14 protein-coding genes are annotated in these 17067 nt (G+C 41.2%); 9 read left to right on the top strand and 5 right to left on the bottom strand.

Annotated elements, in window-relative coordinates; all coding sequences use genetic code 11:
* Positions 1 to 25: 25 nt before the first annotated feature.
* Entirely contained in the window at positions 26 to 1057 is a 1032-nt protein-coding gene (locus PQ460_RS01490; protein WP_274171530.1) for a zinc-binding alcohol dehydrogenase family protein, read from the bottom strand.
* Positions 1058 to 1267: 210 nt separating this feature from the next.
* Between PQ460_RS01490 and PQ460_RS01485 the strand changes: the two genes are divergently transcribed.
* From PQ460_RS01485 to PQ460_RS01470, 4 genes are all read left to right on the top strand, one after another.
* Positions 1268 to 2125 carry a sugar phosphate isomerase/epimerase family protein gene (locus tag PQ460_RS01485; RefSeq protein WP_274171529.1) on the top strand — a complete coding sequence of 286 codons (858 nt, stop codon included), beginning with the start codon at positions 1268 to 1270 and terminating at the stop codon, positions 2123 to 2125.
* Complete coding sequence (locus tag PQ460_RS01480; RefSeq protein ID WP_274171528.1) at positions 2122 to 3306, top strand: Gfo/Idh/MocA family protein; 1185 nt, start codon at positions 2122 to 2124, stop codon at positions 3304 to 3306. The genes PQ460_RS01485 and PQ460_RS01480 overlap by 4 nt, the downstream gene beginning before the upstream one ends.
* A 37-nt stretch (positions 3307 to 3343) precedes the next feature.
* The gene (locus PQ460_RS01475; RefSeq protein WP_274171527.1) at positions 3344 to 4477 is read left to right on the top strand and encodes a Gfo/Idh/MocA family protein; all 1134 of its coding nucleotides are present in this window, start codon (positions 3344 to 3346) and stop codon (positions 4475 to 4477) included.
* 75 nt (positions 4478 to 4552) lie between these two features.
* Entirely contained in the window at positions 4553 to 5419 is an 867-nt protein-coding gene (locus PQ460_RS01470; RefSeq protein WP_274171526.1) for an AraC family transcriptional regulator, read from the top strand.
* 86 nt (positions 5420 to 5505) lie between these two features.
* Here the strand turns inward: PQ460_RS01470 and PQ460_RS01465 are convergent, their stop codons facing one another.
* The 3 genes from PQ460_RS01465 to PQ460_RS01455 are packed head-to-tail and all read right to left on the bottom strand — an operon-like array spanning position 5506 to position 11587.
* On the bottom strand, positions 5506 to 7287 hold the full coding sequence (locus tag PQ460_RS01465) for an S-layer homology domain-containing protein (RefSeq protein ID WP_274171525.1): 1782 nt from the start codon (positions 7285 to 7287) through the stop codon (positions 5506 to 5508).
* 41 nt (positions 7288 to 7328) lie between these two features.
* The gene (locus PQ460_RS01460) at positions 7329 to 8453 is read right to left on the bottom strand and encodes a response regulator (protein ID WP_274171524.1); all 1125 of its coding nucleotides are present in this window, start codon (positions 8451 to 8453) and stop codon (positions 7329 to 7331) included.
* Positions 8450 to 11587: a hybrid sensor histidine kinase/response regulator gene (locus tag PQ460_RS01455; RefSeq protein ID WP_274171523.1), complete on the bottom strand. Its 3138-nt coding sequence runs from the start codon at positions 11585 to 11587 to the stop codon at positions 8450 to 8452. The genes PQ460_RS01460 and PQ460_RS01455 overlap by 4 nt, the downstream gene beginning before the upstream one ends.
* A gap of 214 nt (positions 11588 to 11801) precedes the next feature.
* Between PQ460_RS01455 and PQ460_RS01450 the strand changes: the two genes are divergently transcribed.
* Together PQ460_RS01450 and PQ460_RS01445 are read left to right on the top strand one after the other, a co-directional pair.
* Complete coding sequence (locus tag PQ460_RS01450) at positions 11802 to 12740, top strand: NADP-dependent oxidoreductase (protein ID WP_274171522.1); 939 nt, start codon at positions 11802 to 11804, stop codon at positions 12738 to 12740.
* Between the two features lie 20 nt (positions 12741 to 12760).
* Positions 12761 to 13096, top strand: a complete 336-nt coding sequence (locus PQ460_RS01445; protein WP_274171521.1) for a hypothetical protein — start codon at positions 12761 to 12763, stop codon at positions 13094 to 13096.
* A 90-nt stretch (positions 13097 to 13186) separates the two neighbouring features.
* Here the strand turns inward: PQ460_RS01445 and PQ460_RS01440 are convergent, their stop codons facing one another.
* Entirely contained in the window at positions 13187 to 13828 is a 642-nt protein-coding gene (locus PQ460_RS01440) for a pyroglutamyl-peptidase I (protein ID WP_337993961.1), read from the bottom strand.
* 183 nt (positions 13829 to 14011) lie between these two features.
* Between PQ460_RS01440 and PQ460_RS01435 the strand changes: the two genes are divergently transcribed.
* From PQ460_RS01435 to PQ460_RS01425, 3 genes are all read left to right on the top strand, one after another.
* Entirely contained in the window at positions 14012 to 14506 is a 495-nt protein-coding gene (locus PQ460_RS01435; RefSeq protein ID WP_204826009.1) for a glutathione peroxidase, read from the top strand.
* A gap of 85 nt (positions 14507 to 14591) precedes the next feature.
* Positions 14592 to 14987 (top strand): rhodanese-like domain-containing protein, encoded by a 396-nt coding sequence (locus PQ460_RS01430; RefSeq protein ID WP_204826008.1) that lies wholly within the window; start codon positions 14592 to 14594, stop codon positions 14985 to 14987.
* A gap of 456 nt (positions 14988 to 15443) precedes the next feature.
* Positions 15444 to 17030, top strand: coding sequence for an alpha-amylase (locus PQ460_RS01425; protein ID WP_273614045.1), 1587 nt, complete (start codon positions 15444 to 15446; stop codon positions 17028 to 17030).
* Positions 17031 to 17067: the final 37 nt, after the last annotated feature.

Genomic DNA, 17067 nt, shown 5'->3' with positions numbered 1-17067 from the left:
TCCTGTATATAGATCAAGATATTGATTAAGATTCAAAGCCTTCTAATACCAATTTGCCGATCATATCTCCTGCTTCTAGCAAACGATGAGCTTCTTGCAATTGAGCCGCATTAATCGGACGCAGACGCTTCGTCTCTGTTGTTCGAAGCTTACCTTCATCAATCTGAGCCGCAATCCGGTTCAAAATCACACCTTGCTCGTTCATATCGTCTGTCTCATACATCGAACGGGTGAACATAAATTCCCACACAAAGGTAGCACTTTTATTTTTGAGTGCTTCCAGATCAATCGGTTCCTCTGTTTCTACAATCGAACAGATTTTGCCTTGAGGAGCAATCGCATCCGCCATATGTTGCCAGTGTTGATCGGTATGATTTAAGCATAAAATATAATTTACATCAGAGATACCTATCTTTTGCAATTGAGGAACAAATTCATCATGATGATTGATCACATGATCAGCTCCATGTGCTCTAGCCCAATCGGTTGTCTCTGAACGAGACGCTGTACCGATCACTGTTAGGCCTGCTTGCTGAGCAATCTGTGTAGCGATAGAACCAACGCCACCTGCGGCATTGATAATCAGAATCGTCTGACCCGAGTTCGCTGACGCATCCTCAGAGATACCCAGACGTTCATGAATAGCTTCCCATGCTGTCAATGATGTTAACGGCAGTGCGGCAGCCGCAGCGAAATCAAGTGACTTCGGCTTATGACCTACAATACGTTCATCAACCAGATGGTATTCACTGTTACCTCCTGCTCTTGTCACACTTCCTGCATAAAAGACTTCGTCCCCGATCTGAAAATCGGTCACGTGCTCTCCTACTTCAACAACAGTTCCAGCTACATCCCAGCCTAGAATACGAGGATTCTCCTCGACTTGATCTTTGGGTGCTCGAATCTTTGTATCTACAGGGTTCACCGAAATCGCTTGAACTTGCACAAGCAAATCACGTCCGCTAGCAGATGGTTTGGGTATTTCTACATCCAATAGACTATCCGGTTGATCAATTGGCAAATAACGGGTTACTCCTACAGCTTTCATCATACTCATTGTTTTCATCCTTTCGGTATCTATGTATGTCGTTATTGTATATTTACCCGTTATTCATTTATCTCACACTAACCGCTTTTCTCTTTTGTTTATCCCTTATTCTACTTCTACGCTTCGATCCTCTTATTGGATACAAATACATGGTACATTGTGCAAATCAATGTATTTGTTTTTATCCTAACCGATGATGAAGGAGCTGACTATTTACGTATGAAACTTTCAGTGTTTACTGTATGTACGCCTGATCTTACACCAGAACAATTGATAACAGCAGCTACACAGGCAGGTATAGACGGGATTGAGTGGCGCTTTGCTGCTATTCCGCAAGATGCGCAAGCAGAAGCTCCTTCTTTTTGGCGACATAATCGTTGTTCGATTGATCCAGAACATACTGAACCTAGTGTTTCTATTATCAAGCAATCTGTACAACAACATCAATTAGAGTCGATTGCTCTTGTTCCTTATCTGAAATGTGGGGATCTGGACAGTACCCATCATGCGTTTGCCACTGCCAGCCAATTAGGGGCTTCGATGATGCGTGTCGGTGTACCCATGTATGATCGTAGCCGTCATTATCGCGATCTGGATGCAGAAGCTACCCGTTACCTTTCCAGTGTACAAGAATTATCTCAACAATACGGGATTCAAGCTCTAATAGAGACCCATCATCAGACAATTGCTGCTAGTGCTTCTGCGGCGTTACGTCTGGTCGAACATCTGGATCCACAGCATGTAGGTGTCTTATACGATCCCGGCAATATGGTACATGAAGGATATGAAAATTACCGGATGGGGCTTCAATTGCTAGGGCCTTATCTCGCTCATGTTCATGTCAAAAATGCAGCATGGATTCAGCAAGATCAGCAATGGCATTGTCAGTGGGCACCTATACTTGAAGGGATTGTGCCCTGGCAACAGATCATTAGCGATTTGCAAAGTGTAGGCTATGACGGTTATCTGGGTGTTGAAGATTTTAGCGGGCAAATGGATTCGTTTGAGATGTTATCGTATTTTGCCAGATCATTTCGTGAACTTGCCGGACAGTCTATCAAGGAGGGTCAACGATGAAAGATACATCTTCTACTATACGTGTAGGTATTATTGGTGTCGGGAATATGGGGAGTGCTCATGCTCGTACATTATTATCAGGGACGATTATCGGGGCAGAACTGGTCGCTGTCTGTGATATTCGCGAAATGATGCGTGATTGGGTGAGTGAACAGCTATCACCAACTATTGCATTTTGGAGCAATGCCGAAGACATGCTCTCTTCTGGAACAGTAGATGCAGTGATTCTGGCGACTCCACATTATGATCATGCCAGACAAGCCGCGCTCGCATTTGCCAAAGGTATTCATGTTCTTGTAGAAAAACCTGCTGGCGTATACACCAGACAAGTACGGGAAATGAACGAAGCGGCGGCAGCAAGTGGCAGTGTATTTTCGATTATGTACAATCAACGCACCAATCCACTTTATATCAAATTAAAAGACTTGATTTCTTCAGGTGAATTAGGGGAGATCAGACGTCTGAATTGGATTATTACGAACTGGTATCGCTCGCAAAGTTATTATGATTCCGGTGGTTGGCGGGCAACATGGAGTGGTGAAGGCGGCGGTGTATTGATCAACCAATGTCCGCACCAGCTTGATTTGTTGCAATGGACAACAGGGATGATGCCAACCCGAATACGTGCTTTTTGCCAGTTCGGTAAATATCGCAATATAGAAGTAGAAGATGATGTGACTGCCTATGCAGAGTATGAGAATGGCGCAACAGCCGTTTTTATTACAACTACAGGCGAATATCCGGGTAGTAATCGATTTGAAATTACAGGTGATCAAGGCAAAATCGTGATCGAAAACGATACGCTAACTTTCTGGCGTTTGCGTGAATCCGAAACGGCATTTAATCGAAATTATACAGGCAAGTTCGGACATCCTGAATGTTGGAAATGCGAGATTCCGATTGAAGGGATCGAGACTGGACATCCTGGCATTATACGTAATTGGATTGAAAGTATTCAGCATGGTACTCCATTGATTGCTCCCGGCGAAGAAGGGATTCGTGGTCTAAGTCTATCCAATGCGATGTATTTGTCGACATGGATCGATGATTGGGTAGAACTACCTGTGAGTGAAGAGCAATTTGAGCATGAATTGGAGCAACGCAAACAACAATCTTCTATTGCCAAGCCTCATTCTTCGGCAGATGAATTGCCTGCTGATCTAAGTGCTACTTATAAATAATAGAAACCAAACCAAGCTATGTTAAGGAGATTACACTATGAGTCATTCGCAAAAAGACGGTATGTTCTATGCACCAACCAGTGAATATCAATCCCAACCGGTCTGCGCACACGATCAATGTCAAATTGCTGTGGCCGCACTGGATCACGGGCATATCTACGGAATGTGCGAAGGACTGATACAAGCCGGTGCTACGCTAAAATGGGTATACGATCCTGATCCGCTCAAAGTACAGCAATTTTGCAAGCAATTTCCTCAAGTGAGCGTTGCGCCAACCTTAGAACATATTTTACAAGATGAAAAGATTCTTCTGGTCGCTGCCGCTGCTATTCCAGCAGATCGGGGACCGCTTGGCATACAGGTGATGCAAGCTGGCAAAGATTATTTTACTGACAAAGCGCCTTTCACCACCTTAGAACAATTAACCCAAGCCAAAGTCGAAACCGTTCGTAGTGGACGCAAATATATGGTCTATTACAGCGAGCGCCTGCATGTAGAAAGTGCTGTCTATGCAGAACAACTTATTCAGCAAGGTGCTATCGGACAAATAGTACAAGTTATTGGTACAGGCCCACATCGCTTGCAAGCAACAAAGCGACCGGATTGGTTTTTTGAGCGTGAACGATATGGAGGTATTCTTTGCGATATTGGCAGTCATCAGATTGAGCAGTTTTTGACATTTACCGGCTCTACAGATGCGACAATTCAGCATAGTCGTGTCGCTAATTTTCATCATCCACAATATCCTGAATTAGAAGATTTCGGTGAAATTTCATTGCTAGGCAATAGTGGCGCTTCAGGGTATATGCGTGTAGATTGGTTTACCCCTGAAGGTCTTAGCACATGGGGAGATGGACGCACTACCATTCTAGGGACAGACGGTTATATTGAACTGCGTAAATATGTAGATATTGCTCGGGATAACACAGGTGATCATGTCTATCTTGTTAATCATGAAGGGGAATATCATTTTGAAGTTAAAGGTAAAGTAGGCTTTCCATTTTTCGGTCAGTTGATTCTAGATGTATTAGAGCGAACTGAGCATGCGATGACTCAAGAGCATGCGTTCAAAGCCGCTGAATTATGTCTGCTCGCACAACAACAAGCGTGGAAAAGAACAAACGCACTGCAAGGATTTAATACTGCTCCTTTGGCCAATCGTCTGTCCTAGCGCTCTCTGCCAGTGTTACAATGGAGTCAAGATCATCTGATGAATAGACCCCATTGCAGGAGGTATACTGGCAAGATGCCTAATACATTGCGCTTAGACCAGTCTGTGACTTATGGATATCGCTCGGAAATGCCTTTTCAACCACCGACTGTAGACGGATTCCATTCTCATTTACATTATGAGATTTATTATTTTCATGCTGGAGTGTGCACCTACATTATAGGAGATCGTAGCTATGATCTGCGTCCGGGTGATGTGTTATTAATGCACGGTATGACTTTGCATCGCCCTCATCCTGCACCTGATCAACCGTATATTCGCTCGATTTTGCATTTCGATCCAGCGGTGTTACACAATTATATTCAACCCGAACATATCTCGGAATTGCTGTACCCTTTTGAACATATCGGGAATTGTCGGTTGTCTCTCAATCCAGAACAACAAGCAGAATGGGAGCAATCGTTAGCTTATCTACAACAGATCGCTCCTCAGCCAAATGAAAAAGTATCTTTGCGATTTATAATGCGGATGTGTGATCTACTATCTCTGCTTGCTGAACGTTGTAAGCAAGAACATATCACTTATGAACGGATCGGAAAATCAGGATATGCGCAAGCGATTCTGGATTATATCGAAGCCCATTATATGAAAGATATCACTCTGGATGATATTGCCGATCATCTTCATTTATCCAAGCCTTATATTGCGAGTGTGTTCAAGCAATCAACAGGAACTACAGTATTCAAATATCTATACAATCGGCGGATTACACAAGCTACCTTATTATTGCAATATCAATCCGATCTATCGATCACTGAAGCTAGTCGATTGGTAGGATTCAAGCAATTGACTCATTTTAGCCGATTATTCAAACAAATGGTTGGTTGTTCGCCTGAAGTATATCGTGCCCGGTGGTTACAGGATACGATCAATGAACACTAACTCTATGACAAAAGCCTACCCCTATTATGATACATTTTAGGGATAGGCTTTTATTGTATTGTAGTCTTAATTTCAGTTAAGTTGGATCAGATCCAACCGGATCGTTGTAACAATCGGCGAATCATAGTTGTTGCTTGTGCACGTGACACATCGCTTTGTGGCTCAATAGCTCCTTGATTCCCTTCAACAATATGATATTTGACAGCCAAAGCCAGTGCAGGCACAGCCCAATTGGAGACTTGCTTGCGATCGGAAAAACCACTTAGCTGTGCATTGGCTTCATTGGTCGTAATATCTGTACTCAAGCCTGTTAATTTCATCGCATGACTCAATATTTCGCTTGCTTCTTCGCGGGTAATCTGTTGATTCGGGCGAAATGTAGTATCGTTATATCCTTCGATCAATCCATGATTACTTGCACTGCCAATCACACCAGCATACCAATCAGAATCATGCACATCGGAAAAAGTAATTTTGCTAGGTTCCGCCGACAATCCCAGTGCTCTAACAATCATCGCTGCAAATTCCGCCCGGGTTACCAGTCGATCCGGTGCAAAGACTCCTCCTTTTTCCCCTGTTACAACAAGCCTTGAAGCCATATCATTCACATCTGTACGGCTCCAATGTGTAGTCATATCGACAAAAGATGGATGATGAGCTATTAGTGCATAGATACCGTTACTCCATCCATGAATACGTGCTAGTGATTGACTGTCTGCTGATGATGAGGGTGAGATCACTGTAGGAACAGGATTGATCGTCTGATCACTATGATACACAATCGCTGTAGTGACTGTAGCATTAGCAGAAGGAGTAGAGGTTGTATGCGGTACTGACATTGTTACGTCGAGACTCTGGTCACTTCCCTGTGGATTCACGGCTACTGTCTGTCCGTTATATTCAGCATGTAATTGAATACCTACCGGAGAACCGATCATCGTCAGCCCTTGTTGGTTCACAATAGATTGCAAAGGCGCTAACTCACTACTGGATGGTGTACTGATATTGATAATTAGCGTAATTGGAGTGACCGCTGATGGCGAGTTAGTAAATGATTGAATCAATTGTTGTTGCGGTAGTATAGCGATAGGCAAAGTATACGTTACTTGCGGGCACACAATTATCAGCGAACCCTGTTGCTCATACAATGCTTGTAATAATGAACCTTCAATCGGTACTTGAATCGATGGTTGATCTTTTGGGATTGAAATCGTTAATTGATGATCATTGTTCGCTGTTAGTTGTTGAATCGCTAAAAGATTGTTGATGTGGATGGTAGGCAAAGTAGAATCTGTAGCCGGGTCAATTGTAACTAGCGGCTTGGTCTCTATACTATTCGCATCATTTGTAACCATAGGAGTCGTTGCGATATCTGCGGAATCTGGTGATCCGATAACAGGTTCTGCAAGCGACGAATCTACATTCGTTGGGGCAATAGATGTTACGGTAGGATCGACAAATATATAAGAGCCATCTCTACCCAACTGTATAACCGCTACTAAGCGAACATTAGTAGGATCTGCTTGTTCTCGAATATACAGATAACCGGGTTGCCATTGTACAGGGGTAACGATCATTTCTGCTTGAACCCATGTACCATTGATGCCGTTAGTAGAATCTATGCTATATTCCATAGCGGTGGACGTCCCTGTTAGCCACCCTGCTAGAATATTCACACCTACATCCGCTAGATCCACCGATGACCCTGCTAGTACAACAGGCGATGATAAGCTGTCTGATGAAGTGGATTGTTCGGCTGCTTGAACATCTTGTACAGCTCCCCATCCCCAAGCCACCATCATTAGCAGACTGATGCAACAGATATACAGCGAATACCGACTGATATCACGTCCACGATAATGCGCCATCGCGAACCCCCTATCCTTTTTATAATTATAAATTTGGTCATTTATTGGTGAAGTCGTTGATATAATTGTATCGTTTCTTTTTGAGGTTCAATGCCTAGATCTTCTTGTAGTAAATTCACAAAACTTCGATAGCAACTTGTCAGCAAAGCGTAATGACCAATACTAGCATAAGCAGTCATTAACAATCGGCAAATTTCTTCTGAATACGGATCTTTTTGCCATGCGCTTAATAGACGCTGAATAGCTTGTTGTTCCCGATTATGATTGATCTCATATTGAGCGGTTGTGAACAATAGATTCATATAAGCTTGCAATAAATTTTGGCGACGAATACTTGCCCAGGGGTAATCATGTTCTTCTAAATAATCGCCGCGATATAACGATAACAAGTGTTCATTTTGATGATAGCAATCTTCGGCATAATCTTTGTCCGCTTGAATGCCTGCTTCAAATCGATCTACATCATTCATAATACCTTCTTGATTCAATCGATATCCTTCTTGTGCATATTCCAGCTTGGTAGTGATACCCCATTCTTTGAGTAACTTCCGAATCTGATATACCGATGTATGCAAATGAGTGGTTGCTTTTTCTTCTGTATATTCCGGCCATAACGCATCTATAATTTTTTCTTTGGAGACCCATTCTCCTTTGTGATGCATCAGAAAAGCAAATAACTCTTGAGCTTTCATCGTACGCCATTTTAGTTTTTTGCCATCATGGTGTCCATCTTGTAAAGTAAGCCGCTTAAAGCATAATACTTTGACCATATCTTCAGCAGGCTCGGTCTCTACCACTTGAGTGGCTGGAATCGAATTGCGTATCCGTTCTAACGTTTTTTGAAAACGAACAGGCACAATCGGTTTTAATATATAATCCAGTGCATTTAATTCAAATGCTTCTAAAGCATATTCAGAATAGGCTGTAATATAAATAATTTTGATTCTATGATCAATCTGTTGAATATATTCAGCCGCTTCTAGCCCATTAATCTCAGGCATCCCAATATCGAGAAAAACAATATCAGTTTTATCTTTTTTCAAATGATCGATCCCTGCTTGAGCAAATGTATATTTTCCAACGACCTCAATATTGCCATCTTTGTTTAACAGTTTTTCCAAGTGTAACAATGCTGGTTTTTCATCATCGATCAAAATCGCTCTCATGCGCTTATTTCACCTCCCGGAATCATAAAGCTTACCGTTGTTCCTTTACCGATAGTACTTTCAATTTGTAGCCCTTCCCCGTACATCGCGAGTAGACGTTTGTGAATATTAATCACACCTACACCACTATTGGCAGACGCCGCAGACTCGCCTGCTAACAACGCTTGAATCTTTTCAGGTGCGATACCGATACCATCATCGTGAATACGTACGAATAGATCATTCTGTTGTTCTTGAATCGAGATTGTCAGTATACCGCCTGCTGCTCTATTCATCAGTCCATGTCGTACTGCATTTTCAACAAGCGGTTGTATACTAAGCGGTGGAATCATTTGCCCGATTTCGCGATCAATATCCCATACAATCTGCAAACGTTCATCAAAGCGTGCTTTTTCCAAAAATAAATACGATTGAATCAATTCGATTTCTTTGTTCAATGTCGTTAACTGATCTCGATTCTGAAAATCAAAACTTCGCCGTAAATACTGACTCAGCTCAATCAACAATTCTGAAGCTTGATCTGGATCAATCGAACACATCGCAATAATCGTATTCAGCGCATTGTATAAAAAATGAGGCTTGATCTGTGCTTGTAAAAAAGCCATTTCTGTCCGTAACACAGTCTGTACAGATGATTTGAGTGCTAATAATGTATTCACACGTGCTCTTAATTCAATCGCATGAACAGGCTTGCCTAGAAAATCATTAATCCCTGCTGCAAATCCATTCTGAATATCTTCAGGACGACTTCGTGCAGTCAACATTAATATCGGTAATTCAGATAGAGAATACCGCTGACGAACCTGCCGGCATAATTCTAGTCCAGACATTCCTGGCATCATCCAATCGGTAATCATTAGATCAATTTTCGGATGGTACCGTAATTTATCCAACGCTTGCTTCCCACTTTGAGCTTCAATCACCACATACTGTTGTAACGATAAAATGTTGTTCAACACCTGCAAGTTCATCGGATCATCATCGACAATCAAAATAACATGCGTATGCGGAGCAACAGATGATTCATCATCGTTATGTGCTACTGCATCTTTTTCACGTTGTAACATAGGTTTGTTTTTGGAGATCGATTGTTTGACTTCATGTTGAACAGTGATCGGTTTGGAGAACGTAGTAAGTTCTTTGGTGATCGGTACATCCGCTGTCGGCAATGTCACTGTAAAAGTAGATCCTTGACCGGGAACCGAGTCTACAGTGATCTGTCCATCGTTCAGCTCAACTAGCTTTTTGGTGATGCTAAGTCCTAGCCCTGTACCAGCATAACTTTGTTCTGATAGCCCTAACCCTTGCTCAAATGATTTGAAAATATCTTCATACCGATCTGCTTCGATCCCGATACCTGTATCTGTTACAGAAAAAGTAACCGCTTGTGCACCCACTTCTACAATAAAACGAATCTCTCCTTGTTCAGTAAATTTCACAGCATTGCCAAGCAAGTTATATAAAATCTGAATTAACCGATCTTCATCGGTATACAGTGGAGGTACATATTCAGGCCATTCTTGGATAAATACAATTTGTCGTCCTGCTGCGGTATAACTAACAATTTCCAGTACGGATTCAGCAACAGTACGTAGATCAACCGCTTTGCGATCTAACAACAGATCACCATTTTTCAATTTGGAATAATCCAGAATATCGTTGATTAATGCTGCTAACTTACGCCCTGTTGAAGATACTAAGATCAGTTGCTCCGCTTGCTGGTCTGCTACAGGCCCGGCCGCCCCTTCTATCAGTGATTCCGTCATATTAATCATGCCATGCAAAGGGGTACGAAGCGCATGTGATGTATTGGCTATAAATTCATCTTTTAATTCATCTAACGTCAGCAATTGCTGAGATAGGTTCTCGATTTGTTGAAAAGAAAGAGCAAATTGTCGACCGATCAACAGACACTGCGTAATGACAAAAAATAATACTTCTAAAGGAATAATTACTGTATTGTCGATAATCCCTCGCAGACTGATTAAACTAATAATCGCAACGACCGCTAGACTATGCACACTTAACAGCATCGCCTGACTATTCGGTTGCTTGCGAATAACGGCTCTTACTACGATATAGAGGATATATGCCACTGTAAGCAAGTTACAGAAAAACCATCCTTTATCCACCTGAGTGAAAAAAGTTGTCGGTGTTGCTAACGCCATAATCAGCAAGATGATAGACATGATTCGATACATACGTAACACCCAGCGATGAGCTACATTCGGTAACGATTTGCTTACATAAAACAGCAAACAATAATAGAAGGTTACCGAACAGATGAGTTGAACACGCAATACAATATCGTAGGAAAGATCAGGTAATATCATACTGAATAACTTTTCTCCATGTGTTAGTACATGTACAAAAGCAGCGATACAGAAAAATCCTAGATATAGCAATGTCTGATCTTTACGACGCATATGATAAAGAATCAATACATACAGACCGGGAAGCAGAAATCCTCCCATCACTGCGATATCACTAATAATCGAAATTTCACGTTCTTTAGTAATCGAAGCCAGATCACCAAAATTGATCGGATAAACGATACCACCAGACGAATAACTATAATTCGAGACTTGAACAACCAGATCTATCGTATTGCCATTTACAGGAACCCATGTGTTATAAGGAACATTGTTAGGGATCGTCGTTGCAGCTGTTGTCCCCGGAGACCCGCTAGATCCTACAAGTTGTCCATTGATAAAGATGCGATTAGCTGTACGGATATTTTTGACATGAATACCATACATGCGTTCTGCTTGCTCTGGATCTGCTACCAGAATACGCAAATGATACGTTGCATATCCAAAAGCAGAAGCTCCATGTTGCTCCATCACTTTATTCCATGATTGAGGAACTTGAATAGGTTGAGCCGGAGTATTCGTCGATATTGCTTTTCCATGTTGAAAATCTTGCGGATTCAGCAAAACAGAGGGGTAAATATCCCATTCTCCATTGAGGGGAACCGTGCCATCTGCTGTGTAATCCCACTGACGCAAATCCATGACTCCATGTTGTGAGACAGGATGTTTGATTGTATCGTCAAGATATTGCCTGATAAATCCATATACAGGCAAAGCGATTAATAAGAATACAATTATGGGGACTAGCCATTGTTTTTTCATAACGGCTCCTTCATCTTCTTCTGATGTTTACTATTTATGTAAGAATCATTTGCAGATTTGCGCAAAATAGTTCATGTTCTAATCTATATAACGGTCAAAAGCATCCAGAAATGTTGGTTTTGACGCAAAATAATTAGACTTTTTACTAATTATTCAAGATGTATGATTTGGTGTATGTTAACTATAGAGTCATAGCATATAAGGAGGAATAATAATGAAAGCAGTTGTAATCGAACAATACGGTGAAAAAGAAGAACTGAAAGAAATGAATGTTCCTGATCCTGTGCCCGGAGAACATCAAGTAGTCGTTAAATTAAAAGCGACTTCGATCAATCCGATTGACTGGAAATTACGTGCGGGTTATTTAAAACAAATGATGGATTGGGAGTTCCCGATTATTTTGGGATGGGATGCTGCTGGTGTGATTACAGAAGTCGGCTCTGCGGTTACCGAATGGAAAATCGGAGATGAAGTATTCGCTCGTCCGGAAACAACGCGCTTTGGTACGTACGCAGAGTACACGTTGGTAGATGATCATTTATTAGCAGCATTGCCTGTCAGTGTGACTTTTCAAGAAGCGGCTTCGATTCCGTTGGCAGGACTAACTGCATGGCAAGCTCTGTTTGATCATGGACAATTGAAAGCCGGTGAAACGGTACTGATTCATGCAGGAGCAGGTGGCGTAGGTAGTCTGGCGATCCAACTTGCTAAAAATGCAGGTGCACATGTTATTACAACAGCTAGCGAAAAAAATAAAGAATTTCTTGAATCATTAGGAGCAGATCAAATAATCGATTACAAATCGGCTGACTTCTCTGAAATCTTGTCCGATGTCGATCTGGTATTTGATACGATGGGCGATAAGATTCAAGCCGATAGCTTCAAAGTACTCAAACCCGGTACTGGACGCTTAATCTCGATCGTTGGAGAACCGGATGAAAAACTCAAAGCACAATACGATGTGACTGCCAAATCGATCTGGTTACAACCTAACGGCGAACAATTGCAAAAGTTAGCGTTATTAATGGCTGAAGGCAAGCTCAAAGCCATCGTCGGCACTGAAATTCCTTTTTCTGAAAAAGGTCTACAAGAAGCTCATGAATTGAGTGCTACTCATCATGCTAAAGGTAAAATTGTAATCACGTTTGAATAGAAACGGTGGTGCAATCTCCAATGGGATGGATTAATCCTGCAAGTGTATTTCCAGATCCTTTATTTCGCATAGTCTGGTTGATTGAATTGTTGGTTTTATTATTTATTATTTTGGCAGGTTCACGTTTTTCTCGTAAAAGCTGGATCGGTACGACAATCTTATTTGTACTGGGATTGTGTGCTCTTTTGCCGGGGTATATTTATCAACTAACTCATCCAGATCCAATAGGAGCGTTAATTGATATTCCGTTATTATTGATGTTCCCGATTATGTTGGTCAGTCTGATATGGGCAATCATCATCTGGATCTATCGATGGTACAGTAGACAACGTTCACGCTCTTCTACCACAAGTTAACATCACAAAAACCTCTTACTTCGATAGATCACCGAAATAAGAGGTTTTTGCTTTTTATTTATAAGAATAGACTACAGACAGGACTGGCAATTATTCGTCTTTTTGCAATTGCTCTACTGTCGTACGTATAATTAATTGTAGTGCTCGGGACATTAAGTTGATCGGCAATGTCGGAAGACTTGGCTTATGCAGAGCCATTTCTGTTGAAGCTGGAAAATGAACAAAGCCTGCAATAACACCCGGACTAGACTGCTTTACATAATCCAGCATACCGTACATGACATTGTTACAGATAAACGTTCCGGCTGTATTGGAAATAAAGGCTGGAATCCCATTTTCAATCAATCGATCAGTGATCACACGAATCGGTAACGTTGAAAATAATCCATCCGGTCCATTCGCCCGAATCGGTACATCTTGTGGACGTTCGTTACGGTTATCAGCATAACTAGAAGCTTCGATGTCTTTGATATTTACTGCAATCCGCTCCAAATTAACAGCTGTACGTCCTGCTGCAAGCCCGCAAGCGATAATGATATCAGGCTGGAATCGCTCCACTTCAGCAAGCAGTAATTCGACACATTCATCATAGTGTACAGGTAACAAGATCGTATGCAGTTCTAACGAAATATCTGTAAATGAATAATCTTCCATCGCTTGCAATAAAGACTGTGTTGGATTGATAGTATGACCACCAAATGGTTCAAATCCAGACAATAATAGTTTCATCATTTACCGCCTCCTGTATCGTATACGGGTGTGCTATTTGTAGAAAAAAAGACCTTTGCTTTGTTTACAGTTTACATGAAGTTGATCAAGTTGGACATTGACATTTAAAATGGATACGTTACAATTAAGATATATATTTATGAAAATTAAATTTTGCAAAATCATTTTTAAAGGAGATGGAATAGAATGTCAGTCTACGATTATTCAGCAACAACAATTGATAAAGAAGAAAAGTCTCTTGCCGATTACAATGGTGATGTACTCCTTATTGTGAATACAGCAAGTGGTTGCGGTCTAACTCCTCAATATGAAGGTCTGCAAAAATTATACGATACGTATCAAGAACAAGGATTCAAAGTACTTGGCTTCCCTTGTAACCAGTTCAAAGGACAAGAGCCAGGCACAGAAGAAGATATCAAATCTTTTTGTCAGGTGAACTACAACGTTAGTTTCCCGCTATTCTCCAAGGTAGATGTGATTGGTGAAACTGCTCATCCATTGTTCCAATATCTAGTGAATGAGACTCCTGCACCTTCTCGTACAGGCGAGATCGAATGGAATTTTGCCAAATTCTTGGTTGACCAAAAGGGAAATGTGGTTAAACAATATCCATCACGTCTTGATCCAGCAGAAGTCGAAAGTGATATTCAAAAAGTACTTGCTGGTGAAAAGTTAAACTAATTGTATGCTGAATACAGTTGTTAAATTGTGGTAAAATAATGATGAAGTACTACTTTCACACTAACTAACTGGAGGTCGATGAACAATGGCATTAACATTTACGGATATGGTAACAAAAGCAAGAAATAACGTACCTGGTGTATCTTCTGAAGAAGCACGCAAAAAAATCAACGCACAACCTGAAACATTTATTATTGATGTACAGGATGCTAAAGACGCTGGAGCTTGTGGTCTAATTCCAAGTAGCGCTAATATCACGTTGGGTATGTTGCCAATTCGTGCTGATCTACAATTGCCAGAAGAACTGCGCGATGGTCGTTTGTCAGATCGTTCACGTCCGATTCTAGTGACTTGTGGTGCAGGCGGACAAGCTGCTCTTGGTGCTTACCTTCTTAAAGAAATGGGCTTCACAGATGTAGCTTATATCGATGGCGGAACAGCAGCATGGAAACAAGCTGGCTTTGAAGTCGAAGAAGCATAATTTATTTTCCTGACAACTATTATTGTATATTTATTTTTTAAAAGAAGCCTTGAAGATTGCTTTCAAGGCTTTTTGTTTATCATCTTTTCTACATTACATACTGACTTGATTGTTGTTGATAAGGGTAAATAATAATGGCTATTATTTGTAATCGTTCTCATTTTTGGATTTTTATAAAAGTTGTTCTGATGTTGCTAAAAGATTATTTTTATAAAAAACGCGAAATAGAGCGATATTCCTGCTCAAATGGGCTTAATCGCTTATTAAAAGTAGATACTCTTCTACATTATAGCGATAACCTGCACTTTGCTACGTTTAACATGCCTAACTAAATGGGTAATGTTTTTCACAGCCGTACGCAGTCTACGCCGAGATTGGTACTTTTGAGAGTTATGGTCTCTCTTCTTCCTCCGGTGGCAGGTCGTTCGCTTGAAAAGATCAAGGGGGTAATAATAGATGAGTCGCAATGTAACAATGATGCAATTTTTTGAATGGCATGTCGAGGCTGATGGTTCACACTGGAAAAGATTGCAGGAGACAGCAAAAGACCTTAAAAAAGCAGGAATCGGAACGGTATGGATTCCACCGGTAACCAAAGGACATACACCACAGGATACAGGATACGGTGTGTATGATCTGTATGATTTGGGTGAATTTGATCAAAAAGAATCGGTACGTACTAAATATGGTACCAAAAAAGAATTGCTAGATGCGATTGCTGCCTGTCACCGACTTGGAATCAATGTGTATACCGATCTAGTCATGAATCACAAAGCAGGAGCAGATGAAACGGAAGCATTCCATGTCATCGAAGTCGATCCGAATAACCGGACAGAAGAAATTTCTGAGCCATTCGAAATCGAAGGTTGGACGAAGTTCACTTTCCCGGGTCGTGGCGAAGAATATTCTGCTTTCAAATGGGATTATCATCATTTCAATGGTACAGATTATGATGCTCGTGCAGAACGCACAGGTATTTTCCGTATTGCTGATGAAGGCAAACAATGGAATGAAAATGTAGATAATGAATTTGGTAACTATGATTATTTGATGTTTGCTAACATAGATTATAATGTTCCAGAAGTTCGTGAAGAAATGATCAACTGGGGTAAATGGATGATCGATACTACCCGTTGTGACGGCTTCCGTCTGGATGCTATTAAACATATTAACTATGAATTCCTACGTGAATTTGTAGGCGAAATGATCAACAAACGTGGACAAGATTTCTATATTGTAGGCGAATTCTGGAATCCTGAATTAGCTGCTTGTCAGGAATTCTTGGATACTGTTGATTATCAGATTGACCTGTTTGACGTATCACTACATTACAAATTACATGAAGCTTCTCAATCTGGAGCTGCTTTTGATTTGTCTACGATTTTCAACGATACGTTAGTACAGACTCACCCGACCAATGCAGTAACATTTGTCGATAATCATGATTCTCAACCAAATGAAGCGTTAGAGTCATGGATCGAAGATTGGTTCAAACCATTAGCGTATTCATTGATTTTGCTACGTAAAGATGGATATCCTTGTGTATTCTATGGTGATTATTTCGGAATCGGTGGCGAACATCCAGTAGAAGGTAAAAAAGATATGCTGGATTGCTTACTATACTCTCGTTACCACAAAGCTTATGGTGAACAAGATGATTACTTCGATGATGCCAATATTATCGGTTGGGTACGTAAAGGTAGCGAAGAGATCGAACGCTCTGGTTGTGCAGTCGTGATGTCTAATAGCGATGGTGGCGACAAACGGATGTTTATCGGTGAAGATCATGCTGGTGAAATCTGGGTAGACATGACCAATGCGCGTGAAGATCATATTACGATTGAAGAAGACGGTTGGGCGACTTTCCCTGTCAACGGTGGTAGCGTATCGGTATGGGCATTGCCTGAACTGGATATCGAACATACAGAAGACAATGAAGATGACAGCTGTGTGGCTGTTCCTGAAGGAGAAGAATTAGAAGCGAACGTTGTAACCGATCATGATCACCATGAATCTCATGACAATGAACCTGCCAATTCATAATAGTCGATCATAAATCAAAGCGGAATATCCCCTTATA

Origin of the sequence: Paenibacillus sp. KACC 21273 (genome assembly GCF_028736095.1) — a bacterium.
In the GTDB taxonomy this organism is placed as follows: Bacteria; Bacillota; Bacilli; order Paenibacillales; family Paenibacillaceae; genus Saccharibacillus; species Saccharibacillus kyungheensis.
Note: the sequence above shows the minus strand (reverse complement) of the source record. Positions and strands in the feature narration are given on the sequence as shown.